Genomic DNA, 17,995 nt, shown 5'->3' on the forward strand with positions numbered 1-17,995 from the left:
GGAACACTCGGCTCCGCCGCTCGTCGCGTCGAACGGGCCTGAGTCGAACGGAGGGGACCCGGACGGAGGGGATCCGGACGGCAGGGACCCGGACGGGCTTGACCTGAAGCTTGGTCGAGGTCGGAGGGTGGGTGTCGCAGGCGTCGAGCAGCGATCACCGGAGGTAGTCATGACCCGTCGTACCGATGTGCGCCCCGAACCGGCCCGTCCCGATGTCGGAGCCCCGTTCTTCAGCACCTGGCGGGTGGGAACCCCCGAGCGGCAGCGGGCGACGGTCGAGTCGATCGCCGCGACCTGGGAGAAGCGGCCGTGGCCGGCCGAGGGGCTGCTCGGGTACTACGTGCACACGGGGAACGACGGCAGCACCCTGCTGCACCAGTCGCAGTGGCGGAGCGAGCAGGACTACGAGGCCTTCGTGAAGGTCCACCGGCAGGAGCGGGTGGACGAGATCGACGTGGCCGTGCCCGGCATCGAACGGGTCGGACTCGACCGGTACCGGCACCGGCGCAGTGCTGTCCGGCCCGCGGAGACGCGGGTGCCCGGTTGCGTCGTGATCGTCGAGATCGAGTTCGAAGGGGCGGATCCCGAGCGGCAACGGGCCTGGGTGGACGCCGTGTTCGAGGCTCTGGAGAGCGAGCCGAACCCGCATCCCGGCGGGATCTCCGCCCACTTCCACCTGAGCACCGACGGCACGAAGGTCCTCAACTACGCCGAGTGGGAGAGCGCGGAGGCCCACATGGAGGCGATGGCCGGGCGCGGCGGCGGGGTGGGGTCACGCACGCCGCAGTGGGAGCGCGTGCAGACGTACCCCGGACTGAAGCGGTCCACGGTCGGCCGTTTCACCTATGCCCTTGGGCTCGTGCCCGGGTGAGCTCCGTGTGATCGCTCCGTCCGGAGCGCGGATCTCGACCTGCGGGTGCGGTGGGTCCGCGGGTCCGGTGGGGGTCGGCCGCGCAGTTCCCCGCACCCCTGACGGGCGCTCCCCTGGCCGTAGGTGTCTCGGAAATCCTGCTCGGATGCGGCCTCGATGTCGGATTTCCGGGATACCGGGGCCGTGGCTGGCCCCGCTTCGCCGGTGCGGCCGAAAGTGGGCGCGGTAACAGCCGACCGCGGCGTGTGGCGCCGCGAGGGGGAGAGTTCCGTGAACGTCACAACTACCGCGAGCGTCCCGCAGGGCCGGCGGGCGGCCACGCTCGCCATGGCCTGTGTGGGCGTGTTCGTCGCCTATCTGCCGGTGACCACCGTCTCGGTGAGCCTGCCGGCCATCCAGCGGGCGATGGACGCGTCGACCGCCCAACTGGCCTGGGTGTCCGACGCGTTCGTCCTGCCCATGGCCGCCCTCATCCTCACCGCCGGAGTCGTCGGAGACGTCCACGGCCGCAAGAAGGTCTTCCAGGCGGGCCTGGCGTTCTGTGCCGTGGGCGCGGCCGTCGCCCTGTCCGCCCAGTCGATCGAGGTCCTCTGGATCGGCCAGGCCTTCGCGGGTATCGGGGCCGCCGCGCTGCTGCCCACGACCCTTGCGCTGATCAGCCATGTCGTCCCCGACCATCGGGAACGCGGCAAGTTCATCGGCCTGTGGGCGATGTCCCTGCTGTCGGCCCTGGCCCTCGGCCCGATCATCGCCGGGCTCGTCCTCGAACACTTCGCCTGGCGGTGGATCTACCTGCTGGCGGTCCCCGCCTCGCTCGTCGCCATGGTCTGCGCGGCCCGGCTGCTGAGCGACTCCCGCGCCGCCGGCTCGCGCAGACTGGACTGGCCCGGCCAGCTCACCGCCGCCCTGGCGATCACCGCACTCGTCTACGGGGTCATCGAGGGCGGCGCCGAGTCCTTCACGGACACCAAGGTGCTGGTGGCCCTGTTCACGGCCGTCGTCGCCGGTGTCGCCTTCGTGCTGGTGGAGCGGCGCAGCGACAGCCCGATGCTGGACCTGAAGCTGTTCCGCAGCGCGGCCTTCAGCGCCACCACCCTGGTCGCCATGATCAGCTTCCTCGGCCTGATCGGGTTCTTCTTCGCCCTCAGCCTCTACTTCGGCATGGTCCAGCAGCTCAGCACCCTGGAGGCGGGCACCCGGCTGGTGACGGTCAGCCTCATGGCCATCCTGGTGGGAGCGCCGGTCGGCCGCCTGATGCACCGGGTGTCGGCACGCCTCCTGATCACCGGCGGCCTGCTCGTCAGCGCGGGCGCCCTGCTGTCCCTGACCACGATCGACGCCGACACCTCGTACGTCTCGCTGGTCTGGCGGCTGGCGCTGCTGGGCCTCGGCATGGGCCTGGTCATCACGCCCATGACCGCCACCGCGGTCGCCTCCGTACCGCATCACCTGGCGGGTATGGCCGCCGCCGGGAACAACGCCTTCCGGCAGGTCGGCGGCGCCCTCGGCCCCGCAGTCCTGGGCGCCCTGCTCACCAGCCGGGCCACCGACTCCCTGCCCGGCCACCTCGCCGAGGCCGGCCTGACGGGCGCCCAGCGGCAGAGTGTCGTCTCGGCCGTGGACGAGGGCGGACTGGGCGCGGTCGCGGGGATGGACCTGGGCCCGGCCCAGGGGCGCGCCCTGGGGGCGCTGTCCGAGGCCTTCCTCGACGGCCTCCACCTGAGTCTGGTCGTCTCCGCGCTGCTCACACTGCTCGCCGCGGCGGTCGCGGCCGTCCTGTTGCGCGGCCCCCGGCGGACGACGACGCCCGTGACGGGCTCCGGCTCCGGGGCCGGCTCGGGCACCGAAACCGGCTCGGGCGCCGAAACCGGAACCCGATCGCCGGTGGGGATGAACCCGCGGCCGTGATCCCGCGTCTTACCGGGTGCCCTCCGTGGGGACGGGAAGGGCGCCGGTACGAGGCCCGGACCCAGGAACACACTCCTGGGTCCGGGCCTCACTGCTGCCTCCTCGGGTTCCGGATACGATGATCGTCCGAAGCCCCGTGGTAGGAAGTCCGCTGTCCGCCGCCCGTACCGGCCCTCATCGAGAAGAGCGGGAGCGCGCCCGTGGAGTCCCGCACGACCGACCCCCTCGACCCGCTCGACCTGAAACTGCTGCAGGCGCTCCAACTGGACGGCCGTGCGCCGTTCAGCCGGCTCGCGGAGGTGCTCGGCGTCTCCGACCAGACCGTCGCGCGGCGTTACCGGAGGCTGCGCGCCACGGCGGGTCTGCGCGTGCTCGGCATGACCGACGAGAGCCGGCTCGGCAGGCAGAGCTGGGTCGTCCGGCTGCGCTGCACGCCCGACGCGGCGGAACAACTGGCCGCCGCACTGGCCCGGCGCCCCGACACCTCGTACATCGGGCTGTTCTCCGGGGGCACCGAGTTGATGTGCGCGATGAAGCCGCGGTCCAGTCAGGAACGGGACGAGCTGCTCTTCGACCGGCTGCCGCGCACTCCGCGCGTGATCTCGGTCAGCGCGCACTGCCTGCTGCACTCCTACTACGGCGGCCCGCTCGGCTGGCTCAACAAACTGCGGGCCCTCGATCCCGACGAGGAGGCCGCCCTGACCCCGCCGCCCGTCGGGACGCCCACCGATCCCGTCACCCTGGACGCGCAGGACGAGGCGCTGCTCGCCGTGCTCCGGCGCGACGGAAGGACCCCGCTCACCGAGCTCCAGAGCATCACCGGGCAGTCGGAGGCGGCCGTCAAACGGCGCCTGGACCGGTTGCGTACCTGCGGGGTCCTCTACTTCGACGTACAGAACGACCGCCGGTCGCTGGGGCACTCCATCGACGCGATGCTCTGGCTCACGGTGGCCCCCTCCGCCCTCGCCGAGGTCGGACGCGCGCTGGCCGGGCATCCCGAGGTCGGCTTCGCCGCGGCCGTCACCGGCCAGGCCAACATCGTCGCCGCGGTCCTCTGCCGCGACACCGGCGCCCTGTACACGTATCTGAGCGAGCGGATCGGGGTCCTCGACGGCGTCCAGGGCGTGGAGACCGTGCTCACCCTGCGCCAGATCAAACAGCTCACCTACGAACCCGGCCGCTGACAGCGCGCCGTCCCGCCTCCGGACACGACCGAGCCCGGCCCCCCTGACATCGGGGCCGGGCTCGGCGGCGTAAGGCCGTAGCCGTTCAGGACGGGACCCGGACGGCTACGGGCGGAACCGCAGCACCTGCGGGTCGTGGTCGCTGATCTGGTCGGAGAACTCCGAGTTGATGTGCACGCTGTCGTAGGCGAAGCCGCCCTTGCGGATCGACGGACTGATCAGGATCTGGTCGAGGACCTGGCTGTTGCCCTGGTAGTCGTAGCTGTAACGCTCGCTGCTCGGCAGGGACTTGACGGCCGACCAGAGGGCGCCGTCGGCCTCCAGGAGCTTCGTCGTCGTCGAGAACTCGAAGTCGTTGATGTCGCCGAGCGTGATGACGTCCGCGTTCCGCTGCTTCGCCAGGATGTCCTTGACGAAGGCGTTCACCGCGGTCGCCTGGAGGTGGCGCTGCGTCTCCGAGCTGCGCGCCGGCGGCTGGACCTGCGCGTGCAGCGACTGGTCGCCGCCCTTCGACGCGAAGTGGTTCGCGATCACGAAGACGCTCTCGCCCCGGAAGACGAACTCGCCCGCGAGCGGCTTGCGGCTGTTCGTCCAGGCCGCGTTCGCCGGGTCGACACGGCCGGGAGAGGCCGTCAGCCGCGCCTTGCCGCGCACCTTCGTGACCCCGACGGCGGTCGTGGCGTCGCCGCCCGCGCGGTCGACGAAGGAGACCCGCGCCGGGTTGTAGAGGAACGCCTGGCGGATGTTGCCGCCCGGCTCACCGCCGTCCGCGAGGTCCACCGGGTCGATGGACCGCCACTCGTAGGCCGGTCCGCCGGCGGCGACGATCGCGTCGGTCAGCTTCTTCATCGTCAGGTCGGCGGCGACCGTACCGTCGTTCGTCGCGCCGTTGTTGTCCTGGATCTCCTCCAGGGACACGATGTCGGGCGACTGCAGGTGCTCCACGATCGCGGCCGCGTGATCGGCGAACGTACCGTCCGTCGGGTCCAGGTTCTCGACGTTGTACGTGGCGACCGCCAGCTCCGTGCGCGACTGCTTGCGGGTCGTCTCGCGCTCCAGGCCGCCGGCCTCGACCGTGCCGATGGTGCGCGCGGTCAGCGTGTAGCCGCCGAACTGGTTGTAGTCGAGCGGGCCCTCGGTGGTGCCCTTCAGGGTGTCCCCGACGTTCGCCGTCGGGAACGGCTGGGTGGCGGTGGGGATCAGCGACTGGATCTGCAGCCGGCCGGTGTTCTGCGACGAGTACGAGCCGTAGACGGTGCCGCCGCGGCGGTTCGGGTTCTCGTGCGGTTCGACCGTCACCCAGAGTTCGGAGTACGGGTCGGTCGCCGTGACCACGCGCGACGAGCCGATCGCGACGTTCATGCCCTCCAGGGACTCGTAGAAGTCGAGGGCGTACTTCTTCGGCCGCAGGGTGAGACCGTTGACCGAGCCACCCGCCGCGGGGTCGCCCTCGGGCGCGTACGCGGCGGGTACGGAACGGCTGTCGACGACCGTGGCCGCGGGCAGCGCGTTGCCGCCCGACACGACCGTGACCGTCGGACGGGTGATCTCGGTGACCGACTGGTTGCCGGTCGAGGCACCGCCCGGAACGAACTCCGTGACCAGGCCCGAGACGGTGACCGAGTCGCCGACGGCGACCTTCGGCGTGGAGCTGGTGAAGACGAAGACGCCCTCACTGGTGGCCGGGTCGGCGTCCGCGGACGGGCCCTGGATCCAGAAGCCGCGGGACGAACCATAGGTCCGTACGCCCGTGACGATTCCGGCCACATCCGTGACCTGCTGACCGGCGAGGGGGGACGTCCGGGTGGAACCCTGGATGTCGTGGACGGCCACGGCGTCCGCGTGGGCGGGCGACGTGAGGACCACCGAGGAGACCGTGGAACAGACGGCGGCGACGGTGAGCGCGGCGATGCGTGCGGAAGACTTGCTCGGCAACGAAATCCCTCCGGGGACGTGCGTGGGCGCCGGGACGAGGCTGCGATCTCTGCTATCTACGCGCGTCAATCTCGTGCCCGGTCACGGCACTTGTCAAGGTTTCCTGGCTTAACACTTCTGTCAGGTTCATGAACCGGGCGGCATGGGCCCAAATCCGTCTAGGCTGAGGTCGTGTTCCCGGGCGGCCGGAGGGTGCCCTCCCGGACGGCCCCGGGGCGCCGCGTCGTGCGTCCGGACGGGCGCCGGATACGCGAGTTGCGTCCAGCCGGGCGCCGAACTACGAGATCGACGTCCGACGTTCGTCCTAGGAGAACCAGCCGATGTCAGACAGCTCCCCCCTGCCGCCGGTGCGTCTGCACTCCGAAGCGGAGCTCGCACGGGACGCGCTCGCCACGCCGCTCCTCTCGCGTGCCGTGCGGCTCGCCCGCTGGGCCGGCCCGGACACCCGGGTCGGCGCCGGGGGCGAACTCGTCGAGGAACAGCTGGCTGCCGCCGCCGCGGAACTGGCGCTCGACGGCGAGGACGCCGCGGCCTACGCCAGTGAGGCCTGGCGGGTGGCCGTGGACACCGGGCTCGTCGCGGTCGTGGACGAGGAGGAGGGCACGGTCGCCGCCGGAGCCGATCTGACCCTCGTCCTGTCCGGAGCGCCGCAGGACGTACTGGGGCTGTGGCTCGGCGCCCTGGAGACGGTCCTGGCCGACGCGAGCGTGCCCGACCTCGACGACCTGGTGGAGGCCATGGACGAGGGCGGCGAGATCGACCTCTCCGCGCTGGACTGGGATCCCGAGGCCGAGGCCGAGTTCCTCGACGGGGTCCTCGGCAACCTCTATCTGCTGAGCGCCAGCGAGGACGGGCCCGGCGACGGCCCGGTGCCGCTGCCCGCCCTCGCCGCGTCGATGATCGTGCCGGACGACATGGGGGAACCCACCAACGACGTCCTGGAGCAGGTGTCGGACGCGATGATGCGGCTCGACGACCAGTTCCGGACGCTGGAGCCGGTGGGGCTCGTCGACTTCCAGCCCGTCGACGAGGCACTCATGGCCGATGTGGGGGAGGAGCCCGCCGTCCCGTCGGGCGAGGCCGTGGACGACGCGGATGTCTCCCGGTACGGGATGGTGCGGCTCACCCCGCTCGGGGTGTACGGCATCCGGGCGCGTCTCCTGGAGGCCGGGTTCGCGGCGCCCGCGGTGGGCGACCTCGCGGACAAGGGTGCCGACGTGCTCCTCGACAGCACGTCCGCGTTCCCGCCCATGGCCGCGCGGGCGGAGACCGAGCAGTGGCTCGCCCGGCGTGAACCCCTCGGAGCCGCGCGGGAGTTGCTCGCCGCGGCGCGCGGGGCCGACCCGGGGGCGCCGCTGCGGCGGCTGCGCTGTCAGCAGGCGCTGTCCCTCGTCGGCACGCAGGCCGCGCCCGCGCTGCACGAGGTGCTCGACGACGCCGAGCTGGGCGGGCTCGCGCGGGTCTGGCTCGCCGAGCGCGGCGTTCCGGACGTGCCCGTGCCGTCCGAGGAGATGGTCTTCTGGCTGACCGTCGACACGATCGCCGCGCAGCTCGCGGCCGAGGGGAACTCCGAGGAGCTGCAGGCGCTGGTGGAGGGGCTCGCGGCGCAGCACGGGTCGTTCTTCGCCGCGGCCTGGCGGGTGGAGCATCCCGCTACGCCGGATGTGCTGGAGGCGATGGGGCGGTTGCATCCGGACAAGAAGGTGGCCAAGGAGGCGCGGAAGGCCGCGTTCAAGGCGCGGTCGCAGCAAGGTCAGTGACGGCGGGGGCCCGGCCCCCGGGCCCCGGTCCTCAGACGCCGGACGGGCTGGTGGGTTTGTCCGCGGGTTCGGTGGGGGCGGGCCCGAAGGATTGCGCAGTTCCCCGCGCCCCTGGGTACCGCAGCCCGTCCGGCGTTTGAGGACGAGCGCGGCAGCGCGACAGGGGGGTCTGGGGCGCAGCCCCAGGGGTGGGACCGGTCAGGGTTCGTCCATGGAGAGGACTCTCACCGGGATGCCCTCCAGGGTGTCCGGGATCGTGTCCTCGGGGCGGAGCCCGTCGCGGGGGACCTTGCGCGTGACGAACACGACGACGACATCCTCGCCGGACTTCTCGTCACGGCCCGTCCCGACGCCGCTCACATTGGCCATCGCCAGCAACCGCTCCTCATGCAGATGACGTGCCTGGCGTGCGTCCACTTCGGCTCGCCTCCCATGGGTCGTGCGGTCGGGGGTCGTGCGGTCGGGCCGGGTCCTTGTGTCGAGATTATTCCGGCCAACAGTTCGGACGCGAGGACTGATGGGCCGTATGGGGGGTGGGGGGCCGGAGGGACGGATCGAGGCGCGTTCACACAACGGGGGGCCGGAAAGACGGGTGGCGTTCAACCGGCGTTAAGTCACGGGCGGGACCGTGTGGCCGACCCCCGGGTCCGCCGCCCCTCGCCCCTCGCCACGGTCACACTCCACCGTCACAGGAGACAGCATGTCGCTCACCCGCAGGGACTTCGCCAGACGATCAGCGATCACCGGTGCCGGTGTCGCCCTGATCGGCAGCGTCGGCACACTCGCCACCGCGCCCGGCGCCCTCGCGTCCACGGACACCGAGACCGCGGGCGACCACGGCGACGACGGTGATGCCGCCGGAGAGCGGCACGGCGGAGCGGTCGGGTACGGGCCGCTCCTGCCCGACCCCGAGGGCGTCCTCGCGCTGCCCGCCGGGTTCTCCTACCGCGTCGTCACCCACAGCGGGAGGACCAGGCTGGAGTCGGGCGAGTACACCCCCTCCAACCACGACGGCACGGCCACCTTCGACGGCCCGCGCGGCACGACCCTCCTCGTCAACAACCACGAGCTGAAGGGCCCGCGCGCCAACTGGGAGTACCCGGTGCCGCTGACCGAGGGCCTCGTCTACGACCCGGCCGCGTCCGGTGGCTGCACGGTCGTCGAGGTGCGTCCCGGCGGCGCGGTCGCCGAGTGGGTCGGCATCGCGGGCACCTCCACCAACTGCGCGGGCGGCAGCACCCCGTGGGGCACCTGGCTCACCTGCGAGGAGAACTCCGACCGGGCCGGCGAGAACGGCATGACCAAGGACCACGGTTACGTCTTCGAGGTCGACCCGGGCGACCGCCGGGCCAACCGCGACCCCAAACCCCTGAAGTTCTTCGGCCGGTACGACCACGAGGCCGTCGTCATCGACCCGAAGCGCGGCCACGCCTACCTCACCGAGGACGACTCCGAGCCCAACGGCCTGTTCTTCCGCTGGAAGCCCCCGCACGGCTTCACCCTCGGCCGCGGCAGGTTCCGTACCCTCGCCGACGACGCGGGGGTGCTCCAGGCGCCCAAGTGCTATGACTCCGGCGGCCGTTACGTCGACGACCTGTCCCGCGCCACGAAGATCGGCACGGTGTACGGGGTCGACTGGGTCGACGTGCCCGACCGGGACGGGAGGACCGTTCCGGTGCGTGAGCAGTTCGACACCGGCGAGGTCACCCGCGCCCGCAAACTCGAAGGCATGTGGTGGGGGGACGGCGGCGCGTACCTCGTGTCCTCGTACGCCCGTGACGAGAGCCCCGTCCAGCACGACGGACAGGTCTGGTTCTACGACCCCAAGCGGCGCACGCTGACCCTGAAGGTGCTGCTCGGGGTGAACCCCGACCCGTCGAAGGACGGTGCCTTCGACGGTCCCGACAACATCACCGTCTCCCCGTACGGTGGTCTTGTGATCGCTGAGGACGGTGAGGGCGTCTCGCATCTCTTCGGTGCGACGGACAGCGGGCGTACCTATCCCATCGCCCGCAACGACCTGAACATCGGCACCGCCGAGGAGCCCGAGTTCAGCGAGTTCACCGGCGTCACCTTCTCGCCCGACGGAAAGACCCTGTACGCCAACATTCAGGTGCCGGGCATCATGGTGGCGATCAAGGGGCCCTGGAAGCGGCAGAGGCGGCGTTGAAATGCGTTCCGCTCAGCGGTAGTTAAATCGTTCGCCCGGCCCTCGGTATGCCTCCTACAGTGGACAACGTCCAGGTGTGAAGGCAGGGCCTGCTTCCCGCTTCGGACACCACAATTTCACGCACCTCCCGGTGCGCTGGCTGCGGCTACTTCTCTTTCAAAGAATCCAGGCCGCAGCCGACTTGATCTCGGGAGGCGCAGCAAACGGTGTGTGCCCGGTGCGCAGGCAGCGGTTACTTCATGGGATCAGACTGTTGCGGGTTCGACTCCCGTCATCGGCCCTGGGTCGGTGTAGCTCAATTCGGTAGAGCATCTGGAAAAGTCCGTCGCCGACCCCAGAACTCGGGCACGCTCCCATTGCTGCGCCTCCCTCCGGAACATTCATGAATTCGGGGGAATTCACCATGGCGCGGTTCAACACCAGGGCGGCGAAGGCCCGGGGCACCTCGCGTGTCACCTCCACGGGGCGGGTGCTGCGGACGCACGAGGGCGGGCGGGGCGCCGAGCGGGATCCTCGCTCGGAGCTGTTTCTGCTGTCCATCGCCAACTTCGTCGCACAGAAGACCTTCTACGAGAGCGGCGAGGCGCGCGACGACCGGTTCGCCGCGCTCGTACGGCGGCTCGCCGTCGCGGACCCGTCGTGGACGGCCTCGCTGCTCGACTGGCTGCGCGGCGAGGGCAACATGCGGACCGCGTCGATCGTGGGCGCCGCCGAGTACGTCAAGGCGCGCCTCGACGCGGGCGCCACGGACGGTCCGGCGAACCGGCAGGTCGTCGCGTCCGTGCTGCGGCGTCCGGACGAGCCCGGTGAGCTGCTCGCGTACTGGACCTCGCGGTACGGGCGGGCCGTGCCCAAGCCCGTGAAGCGCGGGATCGCCGACGCCGTGCGGCGGCTGTACGGCAGCAGGTCGCTGCTGAAGTACGACACGGCGTCCAAGGGGTACCGGTTCGGCGACGTCCTGAATCTTGTGCACGCTTCGCCGGATCCGGAGAAGCCGTGGCAGGGCGAGCTGTTCCGGTACGCGCTCGATCGTCGGCACAACCCCGACACCGCCGTGCCGCCCGCGTCCGACCGGGTGCTCACCGCGCACCGCGCGCTGATGGCAGTGCCGGTGGGGGAGCGACGGGGGATCGTGGCCTCGGCGGAGGGTGCCCGGTGGCTCGCGGAGGCCGGGATGACCTGGGAGGCGCTGGCCGGCTGGCTGCAGGGGCCGATGGACGCCGCGGCCTGGGAGGCCGTGATTCCGTCCATGGGTGCGATGGCGTTGGTACGGAACCTGAGGAACTTCGACGAGGCGGGCGTCTCGGACGAGGTGGCGGGGCTGGTTGCCGCGAAGATCAGTGACCCGGCCGAGGTCGCGCGGTCACGGCAGTTTCCGTTTCGGTACCTTGCCGCCTATCGGAACGCGCCTTCGTTGCGGTGGGCCTATCCGCTGGAGCAGGCGCTCGGGCATTCGCTGGCCGGCGTGCCGGCGCTGGGCGGGCGGACGCTCGTCCTCGTCGACCGGTCCGGTTCGATGTTCCACTCGCGGATGTCCGACCGCTCGGAGCTCAACCGGGCCGACGCGGCGGCGATCTTCGGTGCGGCGCTCGCGCTGCGGGCCGAGCAGGCCGATCTCGTCGAGTTCGGTACGAGCAGCGATGTGGTGCGGTTTCGGCGCGGCGAGTCCGTGCTGAAGGTGCTGGGGCGGTTCGGGGACCTGGGCGGTACCCATACGAGTGAGGCTGTGCGCAGGCATTACCGCAAGCACGACCGGGTGTTGATCGTCACGGACGAGCAGGCCACGTACAGCCATTACGGGGATCCGACCGAGCAGGTTCCGGCGGATGTGCCTGTGTACACCTGGAACCTTGCGGGGTATCGGGCGGGGCATGCGGCGTCGGGGGGCGGGATCGGGGGCGAGGTCCGGAACCGGCATGTGTTCGGGGGGCTCTCGGATGCCGCTTTTCGGATGGTTCCGTTGCTTGAGGCCGCTCGGGATGCTGACTGGCCCTGGGCGGGTTGACGGGGTGCGTTTGCCTGCGGTGGGTGGGTGGGTGGGCGGGGGCGGGGCCGTGCCGGTGTGTCCGTTCGCAGCCTCCCGTGCGCACTGCCCTATGTTTCCACGGGGGTGGGCGTTTCCAGCGGGAGCCGTAAGCTGCGAACGTGACACACCGGCACGGCCCCGCCCCCGCCGCCGGGTTCGTCGGCGGGTGCGGCGGCGGCGCCCCTCGCGTGGTGGCGGAAAAGGGCTGACTACAGGGACTGGGCCGATGGCTTTACCATGCCTCGGACCGTGCGGGACTTGACGAAGTTGCCCAGGGCCGTCATCTCCCATTCGCCGGAGAACTGCTTGATGAGCTTGGCCATCATCACGCCGGTCTGGGGTTCAGCGGTGGTGAGGTCGAAGCGGACCAGCTCCTCGCCCGTGGCGGCGTCCAGGAGACGGCAGTAGGCCTTCGCGACCTCGGTGAACTTCTGGCCGGAGAAGCTGTTCACCGTGAAGACCAGGCCCGTGACCTCCTGGGGGAGGCGGCCGAGGTCCACGACGATCACCTCGTCGTCTCCGCCGCCCTCGCCCGTGAGGTTGTCGCCGGAGTGCTTGATCGCGCCGTTCACGATCGAGAGCTTGCCGAAGTAGCAGCTGTCGATGTGGTTGCGCTGCGGGCCGTAGGCGATCACGGAAGCGTCGAGGTCGATGTCCTTGCCCCGGTACGCAGGCTCCCAGCCCAGGCCCATCTTCACCTGGGAGAGGAAGGGGCTGCCGCCCTTGGTCAGGGAGACTGTTTGGTTCTTCTGGAGGTTTACTCGGCCCTTGTCGAGGTTGATCTTGCCGGTGCCCGGGGCGGGGGCGGGCGGTGCCGCCGGGGGCGCCGGGGGCACGGGCGGGGCCGCCGGTGTGGTGACCGGGGGTGCCGGCGGGGGCTGGTGGAGGGTGGGGGTGGCCACCGGGGCCGGGGCGGCCGGCTCCTCCACCGTCACGCCGAAGTCCGTGGCGATGCCCGCCAGGCCGTTCGAGTATCCCTGGCCGACCGCGCGGGCCTTCCACGCGCCGTTGCGCAGGTAGACCTCGACGATGACCAGGGCCGTCTCCGTGCCGAGCTGGGGCGGGGTGAAGGAGGCGAGGACGGAGTTGTCGTCCGCGTTGCGGATCGTGGCCGTCGGCTCGACACCCTGGAACGTCTGGCCCGCCGCGTCCGGGCTGGCGGTGACGACGATCTTCTCGATGCCCTGGGCCACGGCCGTCGTGTCGACCGTGATCGAGTCCGGGGTGCTGCCGCCGCCGGAGCGGTAGGTCACGCCCGGGCCGGACGGCTGGTTGTAGAAGATGAAGTCGTCGTCGGAGCGCACCTTGCCGTCGGCGGTGAGCAGCAGGCCCGATACGTCGAGCCGCACCGGGGCGGCGACGTCCACCGTCACGCGGGTGACGGGGAGAGGGATGTTCGAGCCGGGGGTCATAGCTGTCATGCCGGGTGAACGAGCGGACCGGCTTTGCCGTTCCCTTACCAAGCGGGGAATCGGCCGACCGGGTCAGTGGCGGTTGCGGGGGTGGTTGCGCGCGGTTCGTTCGTTGCCGTGTTTGTAGTTGCCCGTCCAGCGGGCCATGACGAGCTGCGGGTCGCCCTTTTCCACCTCCGCGAGGAATTGGGTGGCTCTTGGGCCGCGGAGGGTGGTGGCGGGGCGGGGACCATGGGTGATCGTGACCGTGTCGTCGGGGTGCTGGGTGTAGGTGAAGCCGTGTGGGCGGGGCATAGGGGGATGGTAGGGGGGTGGGGTGGGGCGCGACGAAGGGTTTTCGCCCCCGCCGCCCCTACCCGTTCCCGTCACCGACGCAGGGGCTGCGCCCCCGCACCCCCTTTGCGCAGTTCCCCGCGCCCCCAGGGGGTTTTCAGGGGCGCAGCCCCCATGCGTGGACGGGGAGGGTGGGGGCGGCGGGGGCGAGGAAAGGGTTAGGGGATCACCACGATCTTTCGGCCGATGCCGGACGCGAACTGGTCCAGGGCCTGGGGGTACTGCTCCAGGGGGAGGCGGTCGCTGATGAAGATGTCCGGGTCCAGGACGCCTGTCGCGAAGAGTTCCGCCGCGCGCTCGAAGCTGTGGAGGACCGCCATCGAACCCGTGATGGTGATCTCCTGGTTGTAGATGCGGTACGGGTCGATGGACACCCGTGTCGCGTAGTCGGCCACCCCGAACTGCAGGAACGTGCCGGCCTTGGCGACCCGCTCCAGACCGTCCTGGATCGCCGCCGCGTTGCCCGTGGCGTCGACCACCAGGTCCCAGCCCTGCGGGCGGTCCAGCTCGTCGGCGCTCGTCGCGGACGCCGAGACGCCCAGCTTCTGGGCGGTCGTCAGGCGCTGCGCGTTGATGTCGACCATGTCGACGCTCGCCGCGCCCGTCCGCTTCGCCAGCTCCAGCATCATCAGGCCCATCGTTCCCGAGCCGTAGATCAGGACGTGGGAGCCGAGGCGGGAGTTGAGGACGTCGTAGCCGCGTACCGCGCAGGAGAGCGGTTCGATCAGGGCCGCGTCCTGGGTGCGTACGTGCTCGGGGAGCTTGACGCAGTTGGCCACCGGTGCGACCGCGTACTGGGCGGCGCCGCCCGCCGTGGTCACGCCGATCGCGGCCCAGCGCTCACAGAGGTTGTTGTGGCCCGTACGGCAGTAGCGGCACTCGTAGCAGTAGAGGGAGGGGTCCACGGCCACCTGGTCGCCGACCGAGAGTTCCGTGACCTGCCTGCCGATCCCGACGACCTCGCCCGCGAACTCGTGGCCCGGGACGATCGGCAGTTTGGGCGCGAACTCGCCCTGGAGGATGTGCAGGTCCGTGCCGCACAGCCCGCAGGCCGACACCTCCACGACGACCTCGCGGGGCCCTGGCGTCGGGTCCGGGACCTCGGAGACGACGGCCTTTCCCACGGACTCGATGACGGCGGCCTTCATTTCACGGCTCCCAGCGAAAGGCCCTGGACCAGCTTGTCCTGGGCGGCGAACCCCGCGGCGAGTACCGGCAGGGAGACGACGAGCGACGCGGCGCACACCTTCGCCAGGAACAGGCCCTGGCTGGTGATGAAGCCGGTGAGGAAGACCGGGGCGGTCTCCGCCACCACGCCCGTCAGCACGCGGGCGAACAGCAGCTCGTTCCAGCTGAAGATGAAACAGATGAGGGAGGTGGCGGCGATGCCCGGGAGGGCGATGGGCGCTACGACCCGGGTGAGGATCGTGGGGAGTTTCGCGCCGTCTATCTGTGCCGCCTCGATGATCGCCACCGGGACCTCGGAGAGGAAGGACTGCATCATCCACACCGCGATCGGCAGGTTCATCGAGGTGTAGAGGATGACCAGGAGCCAGATGTTGTCCAGCATCCCGGTGTTCTTCGCGAAGAGATAGATCGGCAGGAGGCCCGCGACGACCGGCAGCATCTTCGTGGAGAGGAAGAAGAAGAGGACGTCCGTCCACTTCTTGACCGGGCGGATGGAGAGCGCGTACGCCGCGGGGAGGGCGAGGATCAGGACCAGGAGCGTCGATGCCAGGGACGCCACCAGGGAGTTGGTGAGAGCCGGCCAGGGGCTCGCGCCGCCGCCCGTGCCGAAGAACTCGCGGTAGCCGTCGAGGGTGAGGGGCGCCGCGAAGGACGGCGGGTTGGTCGCCGCGTCCTCCTCGGAGTGGAAGGACGTCAGGGCCATCCAGGCGATGGGGAGGAAGAAGATGATGCCGGCCAGCCAGGCGACCAGGCCCAGGCCCCGTCCCTTGGAGCGGCGGGGGCCGGGTCCGGCGGCCTTGGCGCTGCCGGGGCGTGCTTGTACGGCGGTGGCGGTCATGCGCGGGACGCCTCCTCGCGGAACAGGGACGAGACCACACGCAGCGCGAAGGTCGCGATGATGATCGAGCCGATGACGACCAGGACGCCGGCCGCGGAGGCGAGGCCGTTCTCGTGGGCCTGGTAGAAGGTCTGGTAGACGGTGTAGGGCAGGTTCGCGGTGCCCAGGCCGCCGGACGTGATCGTGAAGACCGCGTCGAAGTTCTGCACGATGTAGATCGAGCCGAGCAGGGCGCCCAGTTCGAGGTAGCGGCGCAGGTGGGGCAGGGTCAGGTAGCGGAAGACCTGCCAGGCGCTCGCGCCGTCGACCTCGGCCGCCTCGATCTGCTGGTGGTCCCGGCTCTGCAGACCTGCCAGCAGGATCAGCATCATGAACGGCGTCCACTGCCAGACGAGGGACATCTCGATGGCGAGCAGCGGGGTGTTGGAGATCCAGTCCGGCTCCGGGCCGCCGACGTAGTGCAGGAGGCCGTTGAGCAGGCCGTACTCGGGGTTGTAGAGCACGTGCTTCCAGAGCAGGGCCGCCGCCACGGGGACCACGAGGAAGGGCGCGATCAGGAGGGTGCGGACCAGGCCGCGGCCCCGGAACTTCCGGTCCAGGAGGAGGGCGAGGCCGAGGCCCAGGACCAGACTGGCCAGGACGACGGAGACGGTCAGCAGGATGGTCGTCCAGACCGACTTGCGCAGGGCCGCGTCGGTGAGGACCTCGGTGTAGTTGCCGAAGCCCGTGAAGCTGCGGGCGTCCGGGTAGAGGGAGTTCCAGTCGAAGAAGGAGATCACCAGCGTGGCCACGAACGGCAGCTGGGTCACGGCGATCATGAAGATCAGGGCGGGCAGGAGCGGGGCCCGGGTCGCCCAGGCGCGCATGCGGCCGGAGGGGGGCTTCTTCGCCGTGCGGACGGGTGGTGCTGCCACGGGGGCTGTCGTTGTCGCGGTCATCGTCCCTCGTACTCCTCGGCGATCTCCTCGGCCAGCTTCTGGGACTTCTTCAGGGCCGACTCGACGGACTGGCGTCCGGCGATGGCCGCGCTGATCTCCTGCGAGACCTTGGTACCGAGATCGGTGAACTCGGGGATACCGACGAACTGGATGCCGGGCGCGGGCCGCGGCTGCACGCCGGGGTCGGTGGGCCGGGCGCCCTCGATGGCTTCCTTCGTCATCTCCTGGAAGGCGCCGGCCTCCTTGCGGTAGTCGGCGTTCGTGTACGTCGAGGCGCGCTTGCCGGCCGGCACGTTGGACCAGCCGATCTCGTCGCCCACCAGCTGCTCGTACTCCTTGCTGGACGCCCAGGAGACGAACTTCCACGCCTTGTCGGGGTTGCGGGACGCGTCCTGGATGCCCCAGGCCCAGGTGTAGAGCCAGCCGGAGGACTCCGTCTTGTCGACCGGCGCCGGTACGTAGCCGATCTTGCCCTTGACCGGGGACTTCGCCGACTCCAGGGAACCGGCCGCGGAGGTGGCGTCGTACCACATGGCGACCTTGCCCTGGGTCAGGTTGTTGAGGCACTCGGCGAAGCCGGACTGGGCCGCGCCGGACTCGCCGTGCTCGCGGACGAGGTCCACATAGAACTTGGTCGCCTTCTCGAACTCGGGGGAGTCGAGTTGCGCCTGCCAGTCCTTGTCGAACCAGGTGCCGCCGAAGGTGTTCACGACCGTGGTGAGGGGGGCCATGATCTCGCCCCAGCCGGGCAGGCCGCGCAGGCAGATGCCCTTCATGCCCGGCTCGGCGCCGTCGGCCTTCGCGGCGAGGTCGGCGACCTCGTCCCAGGTCGGGTGGTCGGGCATCGTCAGGCCCTTCTCGGCGAACACGTCCTTGCGGTACATCAGGAAGGACGACTCGCCGTAGAAGGGCTGTCCGTAGAGCTTGCCGTCCTCCGCGGTGAGGGACTGGCGCATGGGCTTGAGGACGTCCTGCTCGTCGTAGCCCGGGTCCTTGGCGACGTACGAGTCCATCTCGTGCAGCCAGTCGTTCTTGGCGTAGATCGGTATCTCGTAGTTGGACAGCGTCGCGACGTCGTACTGGCCGGCCTGGTTGGCGAAGTCCTGGCTGATCTTGTCGCGGACGTCGTTCTCCGGCAGCACGGTGAAGTTCACCTTGATGCCGGTCTCCTTGGTGAAGTGGGCCGCGGTGAGCTTCTGCAACTCCACCATCTGCGGGTTGTTGACCATGAGGACGTTGATGGAGTTGCCACCGGAGCCCGCACCGCCCGCTCCGGCCCAGCAACCGGAGAGCAGCGGGGCGAGCAGCGTCCCTGCGGCGGCCGCGGCGAACATCGCGCGCGGCCTCCGTCGGCTCTGGGTTCGCATGGATCACTCCTGGATGTATCAGTACAAATGGGATGGCAAGGGGATGGCAAAGGACGGGCGGGGAG

At 70.5% G+C, this 17,995-nt stretch carries 14 protein-coding genes; 6 read left to right on the plus strand and 8 right to left on the minus strand.

From position 1 onward, the window contains the following. Positions 1 to 169 precede the first annotated feature (169 nt). The 3 genes from ACH4DZ_RS39530 (at position 170) to ACH4DZ_RS39540 (ending at position 3,963) form a co-directional block, all read left to right on the plus strand. Positions 170 to 871 carry an antibiotic biosynthesis monooxygenase gene (locus ACH4DZ_RS39530; protein WP_398293755.1) on the plus strand — a complete coding sequence of 234 codons (702 nt, stop codon included), beginning with the start codon at positions 170 to 172 and terminating at the stop codon, positions 869 to 871. Positions 872 to 1,141: 270 nt separating this feature from the next. Further along, complete coding sequence (locus ACH4DZ_RS39535; protein ID WP_398293757.1) at positions 1,142 to 2,779, plus strand: DHA2 family efflux MFS transporter permease subunit; 1,638 nt, start codon at positions 1,142 to 1,144, stop codon at positions 2,777 to 2,779. A 200-nt stretch (positions 2,780 to 2,979) separates the two neighbouring features. Beyond that, positions 2,980 to 3,963: an Lrp/AsnC family transcriptional regulator gene (locus ACH4DZ_RS39540; protein ID WP_398293759.1), complete on the plus strand. Its 984-nt coding sequence runs from the start codon at positions 2,980 to 2,982 to the stop codon at positions 3,961 to 3,963. 105 nt (positions 3,964 to 4,068) lie between these two features. Here ACH4DZ_RS39540 and ACH4DZ_RS39545 read toward each other — a convergent pair whose 3' ends face one another. Further along, positions 4,069 to 5,898, minus strand: coding sequence for an endonuclease/exonuclease/phosphatase family protein (locus ACH4DZ_RS39545; RefSeq protein ID WP_398293761.1), 1,830 nt, complete (start codon positions 5,896 to 5,898; stop codon positions 4,069 to 4,071). A 320-nt stretch (positions 5,899 to 6,218) separates the two neighbouring features. Here ACH4DZ_RS39545 and ACH4DZ_RS39550 point away from each other — a divergent pair, with 320 nt between their 5' ends. After that, positions 6,219 to 7,658: a hypothetical protein gene (locus ACH4DZ_RS39550; RefSeq protein ID WP_398293763.1), complete on the plus strand. Its 1,440-nt coding sequence runs from the start codon at positions 6,219 to 6,221 to the stop codon at positions 7,656 to 7,658. 198 nt (positions 7,659 to 7,856) lie between these two features. Here the strand turns inward: ACH4DZ_RS39550 and ACH4DZ_RS39555 are convergent, their stop codons facing one another. After that, positions 7,857 to 8,075 (minus strand): hypothetical protein, encoded by a 219-nt coding sequence (locus ACH4DZ_RS39555; protein WP_398293765.1) that lies wholly within the window; start codon positions 8,073 to 8,075, stop codon positions 7,857 to 7,859. Positions 8,076 to 8,358: 283 nt separating this feature from the next. Between ACH4DZ_RS39555 and ACH4DZ_RS39560 the strand changes: the two genes are divergently transcribed. Next, entirely contained in the window at positions 8,359 to 9,828 is a 1,470-nt protein-coding gene (locus ACH4DZ_RS39560) for an alkaline phosphatase PhoX (RefSeq protein WP_398293767.1), read from the plus strand. Between the two features lie 403 nt (positions 9,829 to 10,231). Continuing rightward, on the plus strand, positions 10,232 to 11,833 hold the full coding sequence (locus ACH4DZ_RS39565; protein ID WP_398293996.1) for a TROVE domain-containing protein: 1,602 nt from the start codon (positions 10,232 to 10,234) through the stop codon (positions 11,831 to 11,833). Between the two features lie 230 nt (positions 11,834 to 12,063). Here ACH4DZ_RS39565 and ACH4DZ_RS39570 read toward each other — a convergent pair whose 3' ends face one another. From ACH4DZ_RS39570 to ACH4DZ_RS39595, 6 genes are all read right to left on the minus strand, one after another. Further along, positions 12,064 to 13,266: a TerD family protein gene (locus ACH4DZ_RS39570; RefSeq protein WP_398293998.1), complete on the minus strand. Its 1,203-nt coding sequence runs from the start codon at positions 13,264 to 13,266 to the stop codon at positions 12,064 to 12,066. 72 nt (positions 13,267 to 13,338) lie between these two features. Beyond that, positions 13,339 to 13,560: a hypothetical protein gene (locus ACH4DZ_RS39575; protein ID WP_398293769.1), complete on the minus strand. Its 222-nt coding sequence runs from the start codon at positions 13,558 to 13,560 to the stop codon at positions 13,339 to 13,341. A gap of 197 nt (positions 13,561 to 13,757) precedes the next feature. Continuing rightward, a complete protein-coding gene (locus ACH4DZ_RS39580) occupies positions 13,758 to 14,747 on the minus strand; it encodes a zinc-dependent alcohol dehydrogenase family protein (RefSeq protein ID WP_398293771.1) in 990 nt (329 codons plus the stop codon). Further along, positions 14,744 to 15,625 carry a carbohydrate ABC transporter permease gene (locus tag ACH4DZ_RS39585; RefSeq protein WP_398293773.1) on the minus strand — a complete coding sequence of 294 codons (882 nt, stop codon included), beginning with the start codon at positions 15,623 to 15,625 and terminating at the stop codon, positions 14,744 to 14,746. Before ACH4DZ_RS39585 ends, ACH4DZ_RS39580 begins: the two co-directional genes overlap by 4 nt. Continuing rightward, on the minus strand, positions 15,622 to 16,563 hold the full coding sequence (locus ACH4DZ_RS39590) for a carbohydrate ABC transporter permease (RefSeq protein WP_398293775.1): 942 nt from the start codon (positions 16,561 to 16,563) through the stop codon (positions 15,622 to 15,624). The genes ACH4DZ_RS39585 and ACH4DZ_RS39590 overlap by 4 nt, the downstream gene beginning before the upstream one ends. After that, on the minus strand, positions 16,560 to 17,930 hold the full coding sequence (locus tag ACH4DZ_RS39595; protein WP_398293776.1) for an ABC transporter substrate-binding protein: 1,371 nt from the start codon (positions 17,928 to 17,930) through the stop codon (positions 16,560 to 16,562). Before ACH4DZ_RS39595 ends, ACH4DZ_RS39590 begins: the two co-directional genes overlap by 4 nt. Between the last annotated feature and the right edge of the window lie 65 nt (positions 17,931 to 17,995).

The organism is Streptomyces sp. NPDC017991 (assembly GCF_044328075.1).
In the GTDB taxonomy this organism is placed as follows: Bacteria; Actinomycetota; Actinomycetes; order Streptomycetales; family Streptomycetaceae; genus Streptomyces.

Excerpts from the sequence above, each read along its gene's own strand:
- ACH4DZ_RS39565 (WP_398293996.1), top strand. The coding sequence starts at position 10,232 with ATGGCGCGGTTCAACACCAGGGCGGCGAAGGCCCGGGGCACCTCGCGT.
- ACH4DZ_RS39585 (WP_398293773.1), bottom strand. The coding sequence starts at position 15,625 with ATGACCGCCACCGCCGTACAAGCACGCCCCGGCAGCGCCAAGGCCGCC.
- ACH4DZ_RS39575 (WP_398293769.1), bottom strand. The coding sequence starts at position 13,560 with ATGCCCCGCCCACACGGCTTCACCTACACCCAGCACCCCGACGACACG.
- ACH4DZ_RS39530 (WP_398293755.1), top strand. The coding sequence starts at position 170 with ATGACCCGTCGTACCGATGTGCGCCCCGAACCGGCCCGTCCCGATGTC.
- ACH4DZ_RS39580 (WP_398293771.1), bottom strand. The coding sequence starts at position 14,747 with ATGAAGGCCGCCGTCATCGAGTCCGTGGGAAAGGCCGTCGTCTCCGAG.
- ACH4DZ_RS39595 (WP_398293776.1), bottom strand. The coding sequence starts at position 17,930 with ATGCGAACCCAGAGCCGACGGAGGCCGCGCGCGATGTTCGCCGCGGCC.
- ACH4DZ_RS39590 (WP_398293775.1), bottom strand. The coding sequence starts at position 16,563 with ATGACCGCGACAACGACAGCCCCCGTGGCAGCACCACCCGTCCGCACG.
- ACH4DZ_RS39560 (WP_398293767.1), top strand. The coding sequence starts at position 8,359 with ATGTCGCTCACCCGCAGGGACTTCGCCAGACGATCAGCGATCACCGGT.
- ACH4DZ_RS39570 (WP_398293998.1), bottom strand. The coding sequence starts at position 13,266 with ATGACCCCCGGCTCGAACATCCCTCTCCCCGTCACCCGCGTGACGGTG.
- ACH4DZ_RS39550 (WP_398293763.1), top strand. The coding sequence starts at position 6,219 with ATGTCAGACAGCTCCCCCCTGCCGCCGGTGCGTCTGCACTCCGAAGCG.